General features: G+C 72.8%; 15 protein-coding genes and 1 pseudogene. 12 read left to right on the top strand and 4 right to left on the bottom strand.

What is annotated here, in order from left to right; all coding sequences use genetic code 11:
* The first annotated feature begins 196 nt into the window (after window positions 1–196).
* The 5 genes from ABZZ04_RS31435 to ABZZ04_RS31415 all read left to right on the top strand — a co-directional run bounded on the left by ABZZ04_RS31435 (window position 197) and on the right by ABZZ04_RS31415 (window position 6,475).
* The gene (locus ABZZ04_RS31435) at window positions 197–1,672 is read left to right on the top strand and encodes an MFS transporter (RefSeq protein WP_356935627.1); all 1,476 of its coding nucleotides are present in this window, start codon (window positions 197–199) and stop codon (window positions 1,670–1,672) included.
* Window positions 1,673–1,939: 267 nt separating this feature from the next.
* Window positions 1,940–3,319, top strand: coding sequence for an MFS transporter (locus ABZZ04_RS31430; RefSeq protein ID WP_356935628.1), 1,380 nt, complete (start codon window positions 1,940–1,942; stop codon window positions 3,317–3,319).
* A 92-nt stretch (window positions 3,320–3,411) separates the two neighbouring features.
* Complete coding sequence (locus ABZZ04_RS31425) at window positions 3,412–4,557, top strand: glycosyltransferase (protein WP_356935626.1); 1,146 nt, start codon at window positions 3,412–3,414, stop codon at window positions 4,555–4,557.
* 305 nt (window positions 4,558–4,862) lie between these two features.
* A complete protein-coding gene (locus ABZZ04_RS31420) occupies window positions 4,863–5,225 on the top strand; it encodes a YciI family protein (RefSeq protein ID WP_356935625.1) in 363 nt (120 codons plus the stop codon).
* Window positions 5,222–6,475: a DUF6596 domain-containing protein gene (locus ABZZ04_RS31415; RefSeq protein ID WP_356935624.1), complete on the top strand. Its 1,254-nt coding sequence runs from the start codon at window positions 5,222–5,224 to the stop codon at window positions 6,473–6,475. Before ABZZ04_RS31420 ends, ABZZ04_RS31415 begins: the two co-directional genes overlap by 4 nt.
* A 52-nt stretch (window positions 6,476–6,527) precedes the next feature.
* Here the strand turns inward: ABZZ04_RS31415 and ABZZ04_RS31410 are convergent, their stop codons facing one another.
* From ABZZ04_RS31410 to ABZZ04_RS31400, 3 genes and pseudogenes are all read right to left on the bottom strand, one after another.
* Entirely contained in the window at window positions 6,528–7,067 is a 540-nt protein-coding gene (locus ABZZ04_RS31410; protein WP_356935629.1) for a hypothetical protein, read from the bottom strand.
* 22 nt (window positions 7,068–7,089) lie between these two features.
* A pseudogene (locus tag ABZZ04_RS31405) lies at window positions 7,090–7,539 on the bottom strand (FAD-dependent oxidoreductase); the annotation flags it as partial.
* A complete protein-coding gene (locus tag ABZZ04_RS31400; protein ID WP_356935623.1) occupies window positions 7,539–9,344 on the bottom strand; it encodes a hypothetical protein in 1,806 nt (601 codons plus the stop codon). The pseudogene ABZZ04_RS31405 and the gene ABZZ04_RS31400, both read right to left, overlap by 1 nt.
* Before the next feature lie 262 nt (window positions 9,345–9,606).
* On the opposite strand from ABZZ04_RS31400, the gene ABZZ04_RS31395 reads away from it, so the two are divergent.
* From ABZZ04_RS31395 to ABZZ04_RS31365, 7 genes are all read left to right on the top strand, one after another.
* Window positions 9,607–10,986, top strand: a complete 1,380-nt coding sequence (locus tag ABZZ04_RS31395; RefSeq protein WP_356935622.1) for an extracellular solute-binding protein — start codon at window positions 9,607–9,609, stop codon at window positions 10,984–10,986.
* Window positions 10,987–11,044: 58 nt separating this feature from the next.
* The gene (locus ABZZ04_RS31390; RefSeq protein WP_356935621.1) at window positions 11,045–12,076 is read left to right on the top strand and encodes a sugar ABC transporter permease; all 1,032 of its coding nucleotides are present in this window, start codon (window positions 11,045–11,047) and stop codon (window positions 12,074–12,076) included.
* Window positions 12,076–13,002: a carbohydrate ABC transporter permease gene (locus ABZZ04_RS31385; protein ID WP_356935620.1), complete on the top strand. Its 927-nt coding sequence runs from the start codon at window positions 12,076–12,078 to the stop codon at window positions 13,000–13,002. The genes ABZZ04_RS31390 and ABZZ04_RS31385 overlap by 1 nt, the downstream gene beginning before the upstream one ends.
* Window positions 13,003–13,176: 174 nt before the next feature.
* Window positions 13,177–15,972: a hypothetical protein gene (locus ABZZ04_RS31380; protein WP_356935619.1), complete on the top strand. Its 2,796-nt coding sequence runs from the start codon at window positions 13,177–13,179 to the stop codon at window positions 15,970–15,972.
* Window positions 15,973–16,084: 112 nt separating this feature from the next.
* Window positions 16,085–17,059, top strand: coding sequence for an acetylxylan esterase (locus ABZZ04_RS31375; RefSeq protein WP_356935618.1), 975 nt, complete (start codon window positions 16,085–16,087; stop codon window positions 17,057–17,059).
* Window positions 17,060–17,170: 111 nt separating this feature from the next.
* The gene (locus tag ABZZ04_RS31370; protein WP_356935617.1) at window positions 17,171–17,881 is read left to right on the top strand and encodes a hypothetical protein; all 711 of its coding nucleotides are present in this window, start codon (window positions 17,171–17,173) and stop codon (window positions 17,879–17,881) included.
* Window positions 17,878–18,519 carry a hypothetical protein gene (locus ABZZ04_RS31365; RefSeq protein ID WP_356935616.1) on the top strand — a complete coding sequence of 214 codons (642 nt, stop codon included), beginning with the start codon at window positions 17,878–17,880 and terminating at the stop codon, window positions 18,517–18,519. Before ABZZ04_RS31370 ends, ABZZ04_RS31365 begins: the two co-directional genes overlap by 4 nt.
* Window positions 18,520–18,547: 28 nt before the next feature.
* Here ABZZ04_RS31365 and ABZZ04_RS31360 read toward each other — a convergent pair whose 3' ends face one another.
* Window positions 18,548–20,269: a serine/threonine-protein kinase gene (locus tag ABZZ04_RS31360; RefSeq protein WP_356935615.1), complete on the bottom strand. Its 1,722-nt coding sequence runs from the start codon at window positions 20,267–20,269 to the stop codon at window positions 18,548–18,550.
* Window positions 20,270–20,290 lie beyond the last annotated feature (21 nt).

Here is a 20,290-nt window from a genome sequence, read left to right as displayed (position 1 = left end):
GACCGGCCCGCCACCTTGCCCTCGCACCGGTGGCGGGCCGGTGCCGTGTCCCGCCCGCGCCACCGGGCCCGTCGGGCCGGGCGGCGGACACGAGCGGTCGCGGCGGACTGCTAACTTCGCTTCAAGCAACCGACTTGACCAGGGTCGATCGTGTGGCGCCGTCCGCTGCGACGCATCCCCGACGGAGGTCTCCGTGATGTCCAGTGCCCAGCCCCGGGCCGGGAGCAGGTCCCCAGAGGCCCCGTCGGGGGCGGCGCGCGGCCTGGTCGCCGTACTCGCCCTCGCCGGGATCGTCGTCTCCCTGATGCAGACGATGATGATCCCGCTGGTGCCCGATCTGCCCCGGCTGCTGCACGCGTCCGCCTCCGACGCGACCTGGGCGATCACCGCCACACTGCTCGCCGGGGCGGTCGCCACCCCGGTCATGGGCCGGCTCGGGGACATGTACGGCAAGCGCCGCATGCTGCTGGCCGGCCTCTGTTTGCTGGTGGCCGGTTCCGTGACCGCCGCGCTCGGCGAGGGACTGGGCCCGATGATCGTCGGCCGTACGTTCCAGGGCCTGGCCGCCGGCGTCATCCCGCTCGGCATCAGCATCATGCGCGACGAACTGCCCGCCCACCGGCTCGGATCGGCGATCGCGCTGATGGGCGCCTCGCTGGGTGTCGGGGGAGCCCTGGGCCTGCCCGCCGCCGCGTTCCTCGCCGAACGGGTCGACTGGCACGTGCTGTTCTGGGCGTCGGCCGGTGCGGGGGTGCTGGCCACCGTCCTCGTCCTGGCCCTGGTGCCCGAATCGCCGGTGCGCACCGGCGGACGGTTCGACCTGGTGGGCGCCGCAGGGCTCTCCGCGGCCCTGGTGTGCCTGCTGCTCGCGATCTCCAAGGGCGCCACCTGGGGCTGGGGCAGCGCGTCCACCCTCGGACTGGTGGGCGCCTCGGCCGTCGTCCTGGGGCTGTGGGGCCGGTGGGAGCTGCGGACCGCGCAGCCGCTGGTCGACCTGCGGACCACCGCCCGCCGCCAGGTGCTGCTGACGAACGTGGCCTCGGCCGTCTTCGGCTTCGCGATGTTCGCGGTGTCGCTCGTGCTGCCCCAGGTGATCCAGCTGCCGGAGGCCACCGGATACGGCTTGGGCGCCTCGCTGCTGACCGTGGGTCTGGTCATGGGACCGTCCGGGCTGGTCATGATGGCGGTCGCGCCGCTGTCGGCACGCATCTCCCGGAACCAGGGGCCGAGGACCACCCTGATGGCCGGTGCGGCGGTGGTCGCCGCCGGGTACCTCCTCGGCATCGTCCTGATGTCGTCGATCTGGCAACTGGTGCTGGTCTCGGCCGTGATCGGGGCCGGGATCGGACTGGCCTACGGGGCGATGCCCGCGCTCGTCATGGCCGCCGTGCCCATCTCGGAGACGGCCGCCGCCAACAGCTTCAACACCCTCACCCGGGCCATCGGCACCTCGGCCGCCAGCGCGGTGGCGGGAGTGGTCCTCGCCCAGATGACCACCTCGTTCGGCCCGCTCACCGTGCCGTCGCAGAACGGATTCCGCACCGTCATGGCGATCGGCGCGGGCGCGGCACTGGTGGCCCTGGCCTTCGCGTTCCTCCTGCCCGGACGCCACTTTGCCGCACCGTCCGCCCGACCCGCGCCGGAGCCCTCGCCCGCCCCCGCCGAGGGCTGAGGGCCCACCGGGCGACGGGCCACGGACGCCGGACGGCGGGGGCCGCCCGCCGGGGCGCCGGGCCGCGTCCGGCGACGGCCGGCCGGCCGTCGAAAACCAGTGGACCAGACCTTTGCGGGCCGCATAGCTTGTGCGCCCGTGACTGATGCTCAGCAGTGTTCATCGAGTGACTCGCCCCAGGCATCCACGGCACCGGCCCCGACGGCGGCCGGCGAGCGGGGGACGGGGGCCGACCGGCCGGCGGAGCGATCGGGAACCGGACCGGGGCTGTTCTCCGCACCGTACGCGCCGGCCACCGCCTGCTTCGCCGCGGTGATGTTCCTGACCGGGCTCGCCGCACTGGCCGTGGTCCCCACACTGCCGACGGCCGCCCAGGACCTGGACGGCGTGGCGCTCTTCCCGCTGGTGGCGGGATGTTTCGTGGCGGCGAGCCTGCTGGGCGGGGTGCTGGGCGGCCACTGGGCCGACCGGTCGGGGGCGCACCGCCCGCTGGCGGCGGGCATGGTGCTGGCCGTGGTCACCCTGGTCGTCTCGGCCGCCAGCACCTCCGTCTGGCAACTGGCCGCCGGACGCTTCGTGGACGGCGTGGCGGGCGGAATGATCGCGGTGGCGGTCAACGCGGCGATCGGCCAGGCGTACCCGGAACGGCTCCAGCCACGCGCCCTGGCGCTGATGAGCGCCTGCTGGATCATTCCGTCACTGGTCGGCCCGCCCCTGGCGGGGCTGGTGGCCGAATGGTGGTCCTGGCGGGCGGTGTTCTACGGACTGGCCGCCCTCACCGCGCTCCCGGCCCTGGCCGTCGTGGCCCTGCTGCGCGGTCGCTTCCGGCCGGTCGCGCCGGAACCGTCGAAGGACGCCGCGCCGCGCCCCGCGCTGCTGGTCGCGGTCGCGGTGAGCGTGGGCGCGGCGCTGGGCCAGTACGGCGCGTCGGGCTGGGACACCCGCCACCTGCTGTTCGCGGCGGTGGGCCTCGCCCTGCTGGCGGTGTTCGCCCCGCGGCTGCTGCCGTCCGGCACCGTGCGCGCCGCGCGCGGTCTGCCCGTCACGGTGCTGCTGCGCGGCCTGAGTTCGGGGGTGTTCTTCACCCTGGAGGCGCTGGTGCCGCTGATGCTCGTCACCGACCGGGACGTGGCCCCCGTGGTGACTGGCCTGGCCTTCACGGGCGCCGCCGTGGCCTGGGCCGCCTCCTCCTGGGTGCAGGGCCGTCTGCCGGAGCGGACCCCGCGCCACCGCCTCGTCGTGATCGGCGCCCTGATCCAGGTGGCGGCGGTCGTGGTCGCGACAGCCGGCTCGATGCCCGGCGCGCACCCGGCCGTCGCCGCCTCGTCCATGGTCGTCGCGGCGGTCGGCATGGGCCTGCTCGCCCCGTCCCTCACCGTGCTGTCGCTCTCCCACGCCCCGGCCGGCCGGCAGGGCTACGCGAGCAGCGCGATGCAGACCACCCAGAACCTGGGCCAGATCCTGGTCCTAGGCGTCGCGTCCGCCGTGTTCCACGCCTTCCCGGCCCTCGGGCCGGACGACGCGGTCGGCTACGGCGCGGCCTTCGCGCTGCTGCTCGTACCGGGTGTCCTGGCCGTCCTGCTCGCCCCCAGGTCGGGTAACGTGCCGGGCGCGGGCCGGAACGACCGGGACGGCCGCCGGGCCTGACGGCCGAGCGATTCACGAGCGACAGCGAATACGCCGAAATCGGCGGAAAGCCGTCCTGTGGGCAGAGGGCGGACATCTCTAGGCTCGACCACATGCGTGTACTTTTCGCCTCGACCCGAGGTTCGGGCCACTTCCACCCACTTGTTCCCCTCATCGACGCGTGCACGGCGCGCGGTGACGACGTCCTGGTCGTCGCACCGCCGGCCCTCGAAGCGTTACTGGCGTCCCGGAAACAGCCGTATCGCATCGGCCGGGAGCCGGACCCGGAGGAACTCGCGGGGATCATGACGCGGGTGCTGACGCTGGCCCCGGACGACGGGGTCTCCCTGATGGTCAGGGAGGTGTTCGGTCGGCTCTGCACCGCCGCGATGCTCCCCGCGACGGAGGAGGCCTGCCGCGACTGGCGGCCCGACCTCGTCCTGCACGAGACGTTCGAGTTCGCCTCGGTGGTGGCCGCCGAGCGCCACGGAATCCCGCACGCCCGGGTCGCGGTCTCGGCCGCGGGGTTCACCGCGTCCACCGACCCGTTCCTGGCCCCCGTGCTCGACCCGTACGGCCCCGGCATCGTCCGGCGGCTCCTCGAATCCCCGTACCTGACCCGGCTGCCCGCCTCCCTGGACCCCTCGCCGTACCCCACGACCCACCGCTACCACGAAGAACTCCGGCCGCAGGCGCTGCCGGACTGGTGGGGAGGGGCGACGGAACCGCTGGTCCACGTCACCCTCGGCACCGAGGCGGGCGCCCTGCCGACCGCGACCGGCCTGTACCGCGCGGTCCTGGACGCGGTGAGCGGACTGCCGGTGCGCGTCCTGCTCACCACGGGGCACCACATCGACCCGGCGGCCCTCGGCCCGCTGCCGCCCCATGTCCACGCGGAGCCGTGGGTGCCGCAGGCGGACGTCCTGCGCAGCGCCTCCCTCGTGGTCTGCCACGGCGGTTCGGGAACGGTCTACGGCGCCCTCGCGGCCGGCGTCCCCGTCGTCTGCGTCCCCCTCTTCGCCGACCAGCCGGACAACGCCCGGCTGGTGACCGCTGCCGGGGCGGGGGAGTCCGTCACCCCGACCGGGGGCCCGGAGGACGAGGCGTCGGTGCTGGGCGCCGACGACGTACGGAACATCCGCGAGGCAGCCGAACGGATCCTCGAACAGCCCCCGTACCGCGAACGGGCCCGTTCCCTGGCCGACGAGATGCGGGCCACCGCCACGGTGGCGGAAGTGCTCGCCACCCTCGGGACCTGACCCCGGACCACACGGCACGACGGCGCCCACCGTACGCCCGTACGGTGGGCGCCGCCGCGTCCGGACGTTCCCGCGGCGCCCGGTCTCCCGGCGCCCGGCCCCGGGTGGGTGGTCCGGCGGACGACGACCGCATAGGTTGATCATCCGCGCCGCCGACGACCGCGATGCCCGGCATTCGTGCAGGTCGGAGGCGGATCGAAAAAAATCGAAGAAAGTCGTCGTCGGATGTCGAGGGACCGTTTCCCGCTCCGACCGAAGGGTGACAGTGCGCCGACGGGGCGCACGGGACGGGGAGGACACCCGAGATGAAGTACGTCGCGATGATCTACGGCAACCAGGCCAAGTGGGACTCCTTCCCGGCCGAGGCGTGGCCGGAGGCGATCGCCAGGCAGGAGGCGTTCAACAAGAAGTACCGGGAGAGCGGCGAACTGCTGGGGGCCTACGGCCTCGCGGATGCCGCCGCCGCCCAGCTGGTGCGTCGCGAGGACGGCGCCCCGGCCGTCACCGACGGGCCGTACCTGGAGACCAAGGAGTACATCGCCAGCTTCTACATGCTGGACTGCGAGAGCCTCGAACGGGCGCAGCAGATCGCCGCGGACATGCCGTTCGCCGATACGGATCCGGTGGAACTGTGGCCGGTGCTGCACGAATCCGCGGCGGACGTGTGAGCACCGCGCACCACGGGGCCGAGGACCTGCTGCGCGAACTGGCGCCGCAGGTCCTCGGCGCGCTCGTCCGGCGGTACGGCGCCTTCGACACCTGCGAGGACGCCGTCCAGGAGGCACTGCTGGCCGCCGCCCTCCAATGGCCCGGGGAAGGGGTGCCCGACAACCCCCGCGGCTGGCTGGTCACCGTCGCCGCCCGCAGGCTGGTCGACCAGGTGCGCAGCGAGGCGGCGCGCCGCCGGCGCGAGGACGCCCTCGCCCTGGCCACCCCGCAATCCGCGCTGCTGGCCCACGCGGCCGACGCCGCACCCGCCTCGGACCACGACGACTCCCTGTCCCTGCTCTTCCTGTGCTGCCACCCCGCGCTGTCCGCGCCGAGCCGGATCGCGCTGACCCTGCGCGCGGTCGGCGGCCTGACCACCGCGCAGATCGCCGCCGCCTTCCTGGTCCCCGAGACGACGATGGCCCAGCGCATCAGCCGGGCCAAACAGACCATCAGGGCGGCCGGCGCCACCCTGTCCCCGCCGGAGGGTCCCGACGGCGCCGAGCGGCTGGCCGAGGTCCGGCACGTGCTCTACCTCATCTTCAACGAGGGCTACACCACCACGGGCGGCACCGACCTGACCGCGCCGGAACTGTCCACCGAGGCGATCCGGCTCACCCGGCTGCTGCACCGCCTCGTGCCCGAGGACGCCGAGACCGCGGGGCTGCTCGCACTGATGCTGCTGACCGACGCGCGCCGCCCCGCGCGCACCGGACCCCACGGCGAGCTGGTGCCCCTGGCGGAACAGGACCGCGGCCGGTGGGACCGCCGGCTCGTCGCGGAGGGCGTGGACCTGATCAGCCGCACCCTGCCCCGCGGGCAGGTCGGCCCCTACCAGCTGCAGGCGGCCATCGCCGCCGTGCACGACGAGGCCGGGCACACCGACGCCACCGACTGGCCCCAGATCCTCGCCCTGTACGACCTCCTGGAGCAGTGCGGGCCGAATCCGATGGTCCGTCTCAACCGCGCCGTCGCGGTCGCCATGGTCCGAGGACCGGCGGCCGGTCTCGACCTGCTGGCGGAACTGGAGAGCGACAAGGGCCTGGAACGCCACCACCGGCTGCTCGCCACCCGCGCCCACCTGCTGGAGGAACTCGGCCGGCACCAGGAGGCCGCGCACGCCTACCGGGAGGCGGCCGGCCGCACCGCCAGTGCCCCCGAGCGCCGCCACCTCACCGAACGGGCCCGCCGCCTGGAGACCCCGGCGTGAACCGGACCGGGCACCCCGCGCCGGGCGGGGACGCCCGGTCCGGCCCGGCGCGTCAGGAGCAGGCGCGCACCGCCACGACTCCCGGCCGGGGCGCGCCGTTCGTCGCGTCCACGCACACCCGCAGCGCCGAGACGGCACGCGGAGCGAACCGGTGGACGCGGTGGCGCACACGGTTGCCGCTCTCCTCGACGTCGTGAGTGCTCAGCAGGCTCACGGGCACGGCGTTCTCCGCCCGGACGGTGTCCGACAGCTCCACCCGCAGCGTGGTCGCCGCCGCGGCGTCGACGAGCAGCTCGAAGCCCTCCGGGGACGGTTCCACCGGCAGGACGACGCCCAGGTCGCGGTCGAGCGGGAACGGCTCGGTGCCGGGGCCCGGCTCGACGGCCGGCACGGACAGGGTGCTCGACACGCTGACCCGGGCCGTGCGCGCCAGGTCGTCCGGATCGGTGTTGCGCACCCCGACCAGCGAGGCGTCCTGCCGCAGCAGGACCTGTTGCAGGCGCCGGTCCGCGGCCGGTTCGCGCGGGGCGACCCCCGTCCCGCACGCACAGCGCCGCCCCGATGCCCGCGAGGTGGCCGACCAGCCCGTCACCGGTGCAGTCCAGGAACACCGGACCGGTGAAGGTGATCAGCCGCTCCGAGCCCATCGTCCAGCCGGTGACCGAGGTGATCGTGCGCTCCTCGGCCGGGCCCTCGGCGGTCACCTCCCGGACGTCCGTGTTGAGGAAAAGGGTCAGGTTCGGCTCGGCGAACAGCGCGTCCAGGACCACCTGGTCCCAGTGGTGGGGGTTGCCCTCCGGGTTGCGGTACTGGTTCTCCAGGATCAGTTCGCCGATGATGCCCGTCTCCAGGGCCCACCGCTGGGCGCCGTGCGCGGTGGCGCCGTACACCCACACCCGTACCTCGCTGCTCGAATTCCCGCCGGGCACGGGGCGGTTGTGGACCAGGGCGACCCGCGGGCCCAGCCGCGCGGCGGTACGGGGCGGTGCGGGGAAACGCGCCCCGCGCGGGAGTGCGCGGAGGGGAGGGGGAGGAAACGCCCGGCTCCCCTCCGCACGGCGCATCAGGGCGCCAGACGGGAGTCCGAGAGGCGGGGCGAGGGCGGCGGGGCGCCGTCCAGCGTCGCGGAGTGCAGTGCGGCGTGTTCCTCACGGGAGGCCACGGACCGGCCGCCGCGCACTGTGAGCCGGTGACCCCGCGGGGTCGTCCAGCGCACCTCGGCGTGGTCGCCGGCCACGACCGCCTCGGGGCCCGGACCGGTGCTCCGCGCGGCGTCGGACGGCACCAGGGACAGGGTCCCCGCCGCGAAGGCGTCACCCACCTCCGCCCAGTCCAGCTCGACCGGCGTGTCGCTCTCCAGGAGCACCACCTCGATCCGCACCCCGTCGGCGCGCGGGACCAGCCGGGTCGTCGGGGTGCGCCCCGCGAAAGAACCCCCGGCCGTCCGGAAGTCCAACCGGGCCGTTCCCAGGTCGAGTTCGACGCCGCCGTCGACCGGCGTCGCCTCCGCGACGGGCGGCGCGCCGATCGCGTCCACCACCAGGCGCAGCGACCGCACCCGGAACCGGTCGCCCGGCCCGATCATGTCGAGGTGGTGGTGCCGGTCGCCCGCCGGGCAGGCGAACCCCGCCAGCCAGGCCACGTGCGGGCCGCTCTGCACGGTGGAGAGCACGCCCGATGCGAAGTCGAAGTCCTCCGCCCCGTCGTCCTTCACCAGATGGACGTGCAGATGACCGGCGGTCCCGTCCGGGCGCACCCAGTGGCCGAACAGCGGCCGGCGCTGCAGCCAGGTGTCCTGGTGGTTGACGCTGCCCAGAGTGGTGACCGGGTCGAGCCAGGTCGTGCCGGTCTCCGGGGCCGGGCCGTCGGCGAACAGCTCCCGGTGCTCGTGCTCGCTTCCCAGTTCCGTCAGCCGGGGCAGGACCCAGTCCGGCATCCGGTAGTCCACGCAGGAGTCCACCCCGGTGGTCATCTCGCCCCGGACCGGGCGGGGTTCCGGCGCACCGAGCAGCCCCCCGACCGCCTTCGCCAGGGCGGGCGGCACCCCGAGATCGTTGCTGTAGCAGCGGGCCATGGGGCCGGAGAGCTGACGGGTCGGTGGGTGCCAGCGGGCGAGGAAGTGCAGCCAGAGCCGGTCGTGCAGCCGCTCGTTGAGCTCCTGCGTTTCCTCGTCCCGGACGTGTTCCCTGATCAGGGTCAGCGTCTGGAGCACCACGCCCCAGTAGGACGGGCTGTTGAACTCGGCGAAGCTGCCGGTGCCGTCGATCGCCGCGCACAGCCGTGCCATGCGGTCCTTGCCGTAGGCGAACAGCGCCCCGTCGTCGAGGACCTGACCGGCCGCGAGCGTGACGAAGGTGCCCATCGCGGCGACGTTGGTGTACCCCATGGGGACGTTCCGGCGGACGATCGACGCCGCCGCGTGCCGCACCGACTCCCGGAGTTCGCCCAGCACCACGGGCGGCAGCCGGTCGCCGTGCCGGGCGTGGACGAGCAGCAGCTGGATGCCGAGGAAGTCCGCCCAGTTCCAGTCGGGCGGGTCCATCTCCGCCGCCGGTTCCTCGGCGTAGTAGCCCCAGATGCCGTAGGTGGGGCTCTCCACGGACCGGTCCTGGAGGGCCGCGACGCGCAGGATCGCGGCGTGGGCGCGCTCGGCGTCGCCCTCGCCGCCCCGTTCCAGCAGGAGCAGGGCGTACTGCAGGGAGTTGCGGGTGGGGTGTGCGGGACCGCCCTTGATGCGGGTGTGGATGGGGTTGTACGGGGCCTCGACCTGCAACAGGTCCGCCCCGGCGTCCCAGCAGCGGTCGCCCTCGGCGAGAGCCGTTCGCAACAGGACGCGGTCGTACGCGTCGGTCGACCAGGCAGGGTGCACGGGAAGTCCTCCAGCTCGCGACCGTCGGGCCGACGGTCTACGGAAATGCTTGGGAAACGTTTTCCAGAGGCTAGGCCGACGTCAACGGTCCGGCAAGGGGCACCTGTTGGGTTCCTGGTCGGAAAAGCCCCGGACACCGGTCCGGAGATCGGGAACGGGCCGATGTTCACCCATTGACGCGGCCATATCGGCCGGTGCAAGGTGACCCCGGCTGGAAAACGCTTTCCAGCCGGTTCCGGTCCGCCCCTGAATGGAGTCCCCGATGAGACCCTCCCTGCGCACCGCCCTGACGGGCGTCACCGCGGGTGCGCTCGTCTGCGTGCTTGCCTCGTGTTCCGGTTCCGGCGACACCGCCGCCGACGGCACGGTGACCATCACCGTCTCCGGGCGCCCGCCCGCCACGAACGCGGCCGCGCTCAAGACGTTCGAGGCCAGGGTGGCGGAGTTCGAGAAGGCCAACCCCGGGATCGAGGTCAGGACGAACGAGTACCAGTACGACCAGCAGAGCTTTCAGACCAAGGTGGGCGGCGGCAGCCTGGAGACCGTCGTCCGGGTGCCGCTGACCGAGATGTCGGGGCTGATCAAGCGCAGGCAGATCGCCGACCTCACCTCGGACTTCAAGGGGCTGAAGCACAGCGAGGACTTCAACGATGTCGCGCTCGGGGCCGCGAAGGGCGTGGACGGCAAGCTCTACGGCATACCCACCGAGGAGTACGCCCTCGGCCTGGTCTACAACCGCGACCTGTTCGAGAAGGCCGGACTCGACCCGGACGAGCCGCCGGCCACCTGGTCCGAGGTCCGCACGGCGGCCGAGGCGATCTCCGAGAAGACCGGTGCCACCGGATACGCGCAGATGACCAAGGAGAACACCGGCGGCTGGATGCTGACCGCGATGGCGTACTCCTTCGGCGACAGCATGCAGACGGAGTCCGGCGGCAAGTGGGCCAACACCTTCGACCGTCCCGGCAGCGGCGCGGAGAAGGCGCTGAGGACGCTGAAGGACATGCGCTGGACGGACGACTCGATGGGCAGGAACCAACTGCGCAACATCACCGACATGGAGAAGGACTTCTCCGCCGGGAAGATCGGCATGACGCTCGCCGGCCCGAGCATGATCGGCCACTACGTCCAGCAGTACAAGGGCGACCCGAAGACCATCGGCCTCGGCGCCATGCCCGTCGAAGGCGCCGCCAAGCGCACCCTGGCCGGCGGCACCATCGCCGTGATCAGCCCCCGGGCCACCGCGCGACAGCGCGAGGCCGCCACCAGGTTCATCGACTTCTACTACCTCTCCACCAAGTACGACGCGACGCTCGCCGCGAAGGACGCACAGGCCAAGAAGAAGGACGGCGCGGTCATCGGCGTGCCGGGCGTCCCGTTCTACGAGCCGGCCGTCTCCGACCCGGTCGACGCCGCGGTCAACGAGGAGGCCAACGTGCCGATCGGGAACTTCGCCCCCTACAGCGGCACGCTCGGCGACTACGAACTGGTCATCGAGCCGCCCGTCGAGGCGCAGAACGTCTACAAGGCCCTCGACACCGCCGTCCAGGCCGTGCTCACCCGCGAGGACGCCGACCCGGCCGAGCAGTTGAAGAAGGCCGCCGCACAGGTCGAGTCCCAGGTGGAGCGGGCGCAGAACTGACGGCGGGTCCGGCACACCAGGCAGCCAGCACAGCACGAGGAGAGGCGAGGAGACGTCGATGAGCAGGTCGCAAGCGCCTGTGACGGCCACCGGCAACGGCACCCGGGACGACCGGACGGGAAAACAACGCCCCGCCGACCCCTCCGCGGACCGGCCGCGGACCGCCGACGGGCCGTCACGGACCGCCTCCCCGCACCGCGGCGGCCCGGCGGAACGCCTCGTCCGCTGGACCAGGCGGGGCGGGATCACCACCATTCTGTTCGGCCTGCCGATGGTGTTGTGCTTCGCCTACTTCTCCTGGTGGCCGATCGTCCGGAGCGTGCAGCTCAGCTTCCAGCAGACCAATCTGGTCGACCCCGCCACCTGGGTGGGCCTGGACAACTTCCGGCACGTGCTGGACGACCCGCTGCTGTGGAAGGCCGTCGGGAACACCGCGCTGTTCGCCGTGCTCGCCCTGGCGATCGGCTTCCCCGTACCGCTCTTCCTCGCGGTGCTCATCGCCGAACTGCGGCGCGGCGGCACGCTGTTCCGGATCCTCGCCTACCTTCCGGTGGCGATCCCCCCGGTCGTCTCCGTGCTGTTGTGGAAGGTGTTCTACGACCCGGAGGCCGGCCTGTTCAACCAACTGCTGGCCCAGGTGGGCCTCGGCCCGTACCCCTGGCTCCAGTCCACCGACACCGCGATGCTGTCGATCGTCCTGGAAGCCACCTGGGCGGGCTTCGGGTCCACGGTGATCATCTACCTGGCGGCGCTCGGCTCCGTACCCACCGAGCTGTACGAGGCCGCCGAGATCGACGCCGCGGGCATCTGGCGCCGCGTCTGGCACATCACCCTGCCGTCGCTGCGCGGCGTCGTCCTGATCATGCTGCTGCTCCAGATCATCGGCACCCTCCAGGTCTTCACCGAACCCTTCGTGATGACGGACGGCGGCCCGGAGGACTCCACCATCACCGTCCTGATGCTGATCTACAACTACGCCTTCCGGAACGGCGACTTCGGTGCCGCGACCGCGCTCAGCGTGATGCTGGCCGTCGTGCTCGGCGCGCTCTCGGCGATCTACCTGCGGGCGACGAGGAGCTGGAGCAACTGATGGCCGTACAGACCCCCCTGCGCACCCGCCGCCGCACCCGCCCGGAGGAGAGCGGACGCGGACTCATCTCCGACGCAGACCGGCGGCGGACCTCCGTACGCCTCTCGCTCCGCTCCGTCCAGACCCTCTCGCTCCTGCTGCTGCTCGCCTTCGGCGCCGCACCGCTCTACTGGACCTTCAAGGGCGCGGTCTCGCCGACCCAGGAACTGCTGCGCCACCCGCTGGGACTGTGGCCGGACCACGCGCAGTGGGACAACCTCTCCCGCGCCTGGAACGAACTCCAGGTCGGCCAGTACCTCTGGAACACCGTGGTCCTGGTCACCGGCTCGGTGATCGCCCACCTCGTCGTCGCCACCACCGGCGGCTACGTGCTGTCCGTGCTGCGCCCCAAGTGGGCGGCGCCCGTGCGGTGGATGGTGCTCGCCACCCTCTTCCTGCCCGGCTCCATCTCCCTGGTGGCGCTCTACCTCACCGTGCTCGACCTGCCGGGCCTCGGCATCTCGCTCGCCAACAGCCCCTGGGGCGTCTGGCTGCCGCACGCGGCCAGCGCCTTCACCGTCCTGATCGTGATGAAGTTCTTCGACGGCATTCCCCGCGAACTCTTCGAGGCGGCCAAGGTCGACGGCGCCGGGCCGTTCGTCGTCTTCCGCCGGATCGTGCTGCCCATGTCCCGGCCGATCCTCGCGGTGGTGACCCTGCTGACGGTCATGAACTCCTGGAAGGACTTCCTCTGGCCCCTGATCGTCATCCCGGACACCGAGAAGCAGCCCATCTCCGCCGCGCTGCCGCGCCTCGCGGAAACGGCGGAACAGTCGCTGCTCATCGCCGGGATGCTGCTCGCCATCCTGCCCCCGGTCGTGCTGTTCCTGATCTTCCAGCGGCAGATCGTGCGCGGCGGGGGAGGCTTCACCGGCCTCAAGGGATGAGTTCCACCCGGGCACACGCGCGGACCCGGTCCGCGCGGCCGACGGCGGCAGCGGTGCGCGCCGACGGCACACGGACCGGTGTGCTCCGCCGGGGTACAGCCGACGGAGCACACCACCGCCCGGGAGACCCAAGGACGCACCGCGCCGATCCGATCGAATCGAGAGGAAGCCTCGATGGAACAGAACGGCACGATCCGGCCGGGCCCCGCGGCACCGGCCAGACTAATGGGCCGCTCCCGGCGGCCCGCGGCCCGGGGCGGCGCGGCGGCCCTGCTGGCCTGCCTGCTGGCGGCGGCCCCCCTGCCCGGTACGGCACCGGCCGCCCACGCGGCCGGCACCCTCACCGTCACCTCGCCCGACCTGCTCTTCGTCAAGGGCCAGTCGAGGATCACCCTCGCCTCCGACCAGGCGTCCGTGGCCTGGAAGGCCATCGACGACCAGGGCCTGACCGTCGCGTCGGGCACCGCACCGGTCTCGGGCGGCACCGCCACCGTCGACGTCACCGGCCTCGGCAGCGGCTACTACACGCTCACCGCGACCGCCGGCACCACCACCCGCAACGCCAACTTCGGCGTGCTGACCGCGCTGACCGGCAAGGAACAGCGGGACCAGCGCTTCGGCACGGGCATCCACTACGGCTGGAACGGCGGCGACGACCAGAAGCTGCTGCGCTCGGTCAAGCTCATGGGCATGCACGGCATCCGCTCCGACATCAACTGGGGCGCCATCGAGAAGACCCCCGGTGAGTACTCCTGGAGCGCCTACTCCACCGACCAGCACATCCCGTACGCCAAGTCGCAGGGGCTGACCGCCCTGCCCATCTCCGGCTACCGCAACGCCAACTACGACGGCAACCGCACCCCGGCGTCCGACGCGGCCCTGGAGGCCTACGGAAAGTTCACCGCCGCGGCGGTGGAGAAGTACCAGCAGTCCTCGAAGGAAATCGAGATCTACAACGAGTACAACTCGACCGGCTTCAACAACGGCACCTGCGGCATCACCGCCGACTGCTACATCAAGCTGCTCAAGGCCAGTTACGGCAAGGTGCACGCCAAGGTCCCCGACGCCACCGTCGTCGGCGGCGGCCTGGCCGGTCTCCAGACCGACTGGCTGAAGCGGCTGTACACGATCGGCGGCCTGAAGTACATGGACGCGCTCAGCGTCCACCACTACGGCTACCCGAACCCGCCGGAGACCGCCCTGGCGAAGCTGCCGCAGGTGCGCGCCGACCTGGACGCGGCGGGCGGCAAGGACTTCCCGCTCTGGATCACCGAGAACGGCTACCCGACCCACAGCGACGGCGTCACCCCCGCCCAGCAGGCCGCGTACGTGCCGCGCGCCCAGATCTTCTCCTTCGCCTCCGGCGTCGACCGCTACTACTGGTACGACCTCACCAACGACGGCACCGACGCCACCAACAAGGAACACAACTTCGGCGCCTTCAAACGGCCCACGGCCGAGGTCAGGGCCTGGCAGCCCAAGCCGTCCGCGGTCACCGAGGGCGTCCTGATCCGCCAGCTCGCCGGCCGCGCCTACGCGGGTCGCGACGACGCCGGTTCCGACGACATCCGCTCGTACCGCTTCGGCACCGGCAACGAGACGGTCCGGACCCTGTACACCACCGCGGGCACTCCGAAGACGGTGGAGCTGAGGGCCTCCGGCCCGCTCACCGTCACCGACCAGACGGGCCACGAGAAGACGTACCTGCCGGTCGGCGGCAAGGTGCAGCTCGGCATCGACGACAAGGTGCTGTACGTCAAGGGCGCGGTGAGCGCGGTCGAGGCCGCGAGCAGCCCGGTGTTCTCCCTCCGGCTGCCGCAGCACTCCAACACCGAGGAGACCGTCGACGTGGTGCTCCAGGTCGACGGCACCAGGGGCCGCACCCCGCTGCCGCTGCCCTACACCTTCCGGATCGCCAGTGAGGAGTACCGGGTGACCGCGAAGCCCGGCGAGGTCGTCCGCAAGAGCGTCGAACTGCCCACCTCGGCCCTCACCGGCCCGCGCACGGTCAGCGGCACGGTCGGCTTCGGGCCGCTGAACCTCGCCCGGCTCACCTCCGACACCGAGGTGCTGCCCCCGACCCAGGTCGCCTTCGACCCGGTGGTGAAGAAGGCGGCCCCGTTCGCCGCGGCGATGAAGATCACCGTCACCAACAACCGCGTCCGCGGCCCGCTCGAACTCACCGGGCTGGAGTGGCAGGTGAACGAGGGCAACACCTACCTGGACCGGGGCACCGTCGGCGGACCGATCAGGGTCGGCGCCGACTCCAGCACCTCGTACACCGTGGACACGCGCAACATCAAGCAGTGGAAGCGCTACTGGACCGGTGCCCACATCACCACCTCCGACGGCACCAGGACCGCCACGGGCGCCTGGAACGGCTGGGGCGCCGTCCAGCCGTCCGGCACCGACACCACCACACCGATCGACATCGTCGGCGACGGCACGGTGAACCACAAGGGCGGCTACAACGGCGCGGCCGACCTGTCCGGCACCGTCCGGCCCCAGTACACCGCCACCGGACTCGTGCTCAGGGGCGCCATCACGGACAACGCACTGGCCCAGCCCGCCACCACCGCCGAGAACATGTGGCTGGGCGACAGCATCCAGTTCGCCGTCACCCCCGAACTGCCGGGCCGCAGCAAGCAGTACGTCGAGTTCGGCGCCTCGCTCGTGGGCGGCGAGCCGCAGGTGTACACCTGGCGGGCACCGGCCGGCCAGTCCACCGGTCCGACCCCCGGCGCCACCGCGCGGATCACCCGGGACGGCACCACCACCCGCTACACGGTGACGGTGCCGTGGACCTCGCTCGGCCTCGCCGGCAAACCCACCGGATCCATCGGACTCGGCCTCGTCGTCAACGACAGCGACAACGACGGCCGGGTGCGCGGCTGGACGGAGTGGGGCGGCTCCATCGCCAACAACTCCAAGAGCGCCGCCGGGCTGCGGGCCGTCCAGCTGACCGACTGACCCACCCCCGAACGGGCGGGGCCGGGCGCACCTGACGGCGCCCGGCCCCGCCACCCGGTGCGGCCCCGGCACCCCGCACCGTTCCCGGCCCCACCGCGAGGAGAACGACCCCATGGCCCTGTTCGACCTGCCGCTCCACGAACTGCGCGACTACCGGCCGCGGATCGACGAACCGGAGGACTTCGACGCCTTCTGGGCGAAGACCCTGGCCGAGACCCGCGCCCACGACCCCGCGGTCGTCCTCGAACCCGTCGGGACCGGACTGACCGGCATGCGCACCTGGGACGTCACGTTCGCCGGCTTCGGCGGCCACCCGGTCAAGGGCTGGTTCAGCGCCCCCGCGCACGCCGAGGGGCCGCTGCCGCTCGTCGTCCAGTTCCACGGCTACAACGGCGGCCGCAGCCTCCCGCACTGCTGGGGCATGTGGCCGCTGGCCGGCTTCGCCCACTTCGTCATGGACGTGCGCGGCCAGGGCGGCGGCGGCAACGTCGGCGACACCCCGGACCCGGTCGGCTCCGGCCCCTCCCACGCGGGCTTCATGACCCGGGGCATCGAGGACCCGGAGACCTACTACTACCGCCGGGTCCACGCCGACGCCGTGCGCGCCGTCGAAGCGGCCCGCTCCCACCCCCTCGCCGACCCCGCCCGCACCGTCGTCCTCGGTGGCAGCCAGGGCGGCGGCATCACCCTCGCCGTCGGCGCACTCGTCCCCGACCTGGCCGCGATCGCGGTCGACGTGCCTTTCCTCTGCCACTTCGAACGGGCCGTCACCCTGACCGACGCCGACCCGTACGCCGAGATCGTCCGCTACCTCAGGATGCACCGGGGCAAGGAGAGGACCGCCCTGCGCACCCTGTCGTACTTCGACGGGGTGTCCTTCGCCGCCCGGGGCCGTGCCCCCGCGCTCTTCTCCGTCGGACTGATGGACCGGACCTGCCCGCCCTCCACGGTCTTCGCCGCCCACAACGCATACCCGGGGCGGAAGGCGATCGAGGTCTACCCGTTCAACGGGCACGAGGGCGGTGCCATGTTCCAGGAGGCCGCCCAGCTCCGCTGGGTGCCCGAGGCCCTGGCCGGTGCGGTCTGACCCGTCGCCGTCCGGCCGGGTGGTGTGCGTCACGGACAAGGTGTGGACAGCACGTATAAGGTCCATCGGGGTGATCCACAACCCCGTGAACTGCAAGGACGAGGGCGGACGGTGCGACACAGGGTCTACGCGCACGCGATGCGCGTCATCGCGTGCGCGCTGATGACATGGCAGGTCTGGACGATGTGGTACATCGCCAGCCACGAGGCGGTGGGGGTGAAGTGGTCCTGCGACCTGGCCGGGGGATGCGCCAGTGACCAGCTCGCGTCGATGTCCCCGATGCTAGGGATCGCCTTCGCCGTCGCGCTCGGCCTGCTCGGTGCCCGGTACCTGCACCGGGCGGCACCGGGCGCGATGGTCATGCTCTGCGCCGTCGCGGCCGCGGTCGGCTGGTACGACGCGCTGGCGGAGGGCCTGGTCGAGCGGGACACCGTCACCAGCTTCCACATCCTCCTTCCGCTCGGCGACTTCTCCGTCTCCACCTGGCTCACCTTCCTGTGGTCCGTCGCGGGCGCGGGCTGTCTCGCCGCCTGGTGGGGCGCGGCCGTCAGCCTGCGGCGCACGGCGGGGCTGCGCAGGCTCTCCCGCCGCTTCCGCACGGCCGACGCGGTGCTGGAGGGCTGGCGATCGGTGGGCCGCAAGTACGGTGAGGTCACCGTGGTGTTCGCCGACGAGGACGGGGTGCGCCACGAGGTCCCGGCCGTCGTGGAACGCGTCGCCCTCAAGCGGGACGTCCGCGCCCTGTACGACACCGACCGCCCCGACGACCCGGACCGCACCCGGGTCGTCATTCCCCGCCGGAAGCTGCTGCGTCTCACATGATCACGCCGAACTCCTCCACCTCCTCCCTGCGCCGGTTCTTCAGTCTGTTCGCCGTGGTGTCCGTGCTCGGCACCGGACTCCTCCTCACCGCGGTGGTCCGGGGCGCCGTGGACGGCCCCCGCTGGCTGCTGCTCCTCGCGCTTCCCGCGGCGGCCCTGGCCCTGACGGCGTTCGGCAAGGTCGCCGAGAGCGCGATCTCGGGCCTGGCCTCCCCCGGGCTGCGCGCCGCCGGCCCGCGCGCCTTCGCACCCGCCGTGGTCAACGGCGTGAAGGCCGTCAACAGGGCCGACGGCCGCCCGGCCGCCGACGGGCGGGCGGGGAACTCGGTGTTCGTCTTCGACCTGACCGTGGTGGCCGACGACCTGCCCCCGTACCGGATCGAGGTCCGCCACCCCCTCGACCTCCAGGGACTGCTGCACAAGTCCAGGGCGGTCGTCGAGTACGACCCGGAGCAGCCCTGGCGGGTCGTCCTCCCCGACGCCCCGCCGCGCGAGTGGCTGGCCCGCGCACAGGTCCTCACCCCGCCCACGGGCGAGGTGAAAACTCCGGCCGGCACCTTCCCGACCGGCTCCCGGACCCTGCTGGCGGGCGTGGCGCTCGCGGCCGTGCTGCTGGTGCTGATCCGGGTGCTCGGCTGAGCGGGCCGGGGGCTGGGCCGCCCGGGGCTCAGCTGTCGCGCGGGGACTTCTTGAGGACCTTGCCGTTGATGTCGGCCCGCAGGTAGGCGCCGCCGTACTCGTCCGAGACGTAGACGCTGACCGTCGGTTGGTAGTTGTCGAACGGGGATGCCGGGTCGACGTCCACGTAGTGGGTGGTGGGTTCGGTGACGCCGAGTTCCTTGTCCGCCCGGCGTATCAGCCCCGGCAGGGCGTCCCAGTCGAACTTCTCCAGGTCCACGGACCTGGCGTCCGACATGAGGGTGCCGCCGGCCCGTTCCCGGGTGGCCCTGCCGTCCCGGTAGGCGTAGACGTCGTACAGCTTCTTGTTGCTCCTGAGCGGGGCCTCGACGCTGGCGTGCTCCTCGTACAGCGTGAACGAGGTGATCCGGGTGCCGCCCATCACCGGCTTCAGCGCGGCGATGACGGAACGCACACCGGCGGGCGTCAGCAGGTTCTCCGGCTGCTCCGGAGCCGTCTCCTCGGGCTCCGCGGCCTTTCCCGTTCCCGTCGACCGCCCCGCCTTCCCGTCGGCGGCGGAGGGACCGCGGGTGGCCCCGGCCGAGACGGACGGAGGGTTGTCGGAGGCCCGGTCGTCCGGGTCGGGCAGCAGCGACCACACCAGGGCACCGGTCAGTGCCGTCCCGGCGAGAGCGGTGGTGACCGCCACGGCGCGGCCCCGCCGGACCTGGCGGCGCGCCTCCCGCGTCCCCAGCGGCCCGGGCGGGACGGGCGCGGGGACGGGCGCCGGGGGCGGGACCGGAGCGCCGGACAGCACCGCGGTGGGGCCGTCCGAGGGCACCGAGTCCTGCAGGGTGAACGACGGCTGCGGGCGCGGCGGCACGGCGTCCTGCGGGACCCGGGGGTCCTGCCGGGGCGGCGCCGCCGCGGAGGCGGTGCCCACCGCCGCCAGCATCCGGTCCAGTTCGTCGGCCCCCGGCCGGGCCGCCGGGCTCCGGGTCAGCAGCGCCTCCAGCACCGGGGCCAGCGGACCGGCCTGCCGGGGCGGCGGGACCTCCTCGTCGAGCACGGCCGCGAGCGTCGCCAGTGTGGTGGCCTTGCGCAGCGGGTGCCGGCCCTCCACGGCGACGTACAGCATCATGCCGAGCGACCACAGGTCGGAGGACGGGTCGTCCTCGTCGCCCCGGATGCGCTCGGGCGCCATGTAGTCGGGGGAGCCGATGATCGAACCGGTCGCCGTCAGGCTCGTGGACTCCCGGATCGCCGCGATGCCGAAGTCCGTGAGCACCGGGCTGCCGTCCGTCCGCAGCAGCACATTGGCCGGCTTGACGTCCCGGTGGAGGATTCCGGCGGCATGGGCGGCGCGCAGCGCGGACAGCACCCCGCGCCCCAGTTCGGCGGCCTCCACCGGGGTGAGCGTGCCCTCGGCGAGCCGCTCCGCGAGGGAGGCGCCGGGCACCAGCTCCATCACGATCCACGGGTACGTCCCGACGCCGCCGTCCACGATGTGGTGGACGGTGACGACGCCCGGGTGGTCGAGCCGGGCCAGCGCGCGGGCCTCGCGCAGCACCCGCTCGCGCAGCAGCCCCGCCGACTCCGGGTCGTTCTCGGCGAGCGCCGGGTCCGGGGGCCGCACCTCCTTGAGCGCCACATCGCGGTGCAGGGCCAGGTCACGGGCCCGCCACACCATGCCCATGCCGCCACTGCCGAGCCGGTTCACCAGCTCGAAACGGTCGTCGATCACACGGCGCACAGGCCCCCCAGCGTTCATGGAAAAGAGGGTACGGGGCAG

Source organism: Streptomyces sp. NPDC006435 (assembly GCF_040612315.1).
Taxonomy (GTDB): Bacteria; Actinomycetota; Actinomycetes; order Streptomycetales; family Streptomycetaceae; genus Streptomyces.
This window is presented reverse-complemented; position numbering and strand designations above follow the sequence as displayed.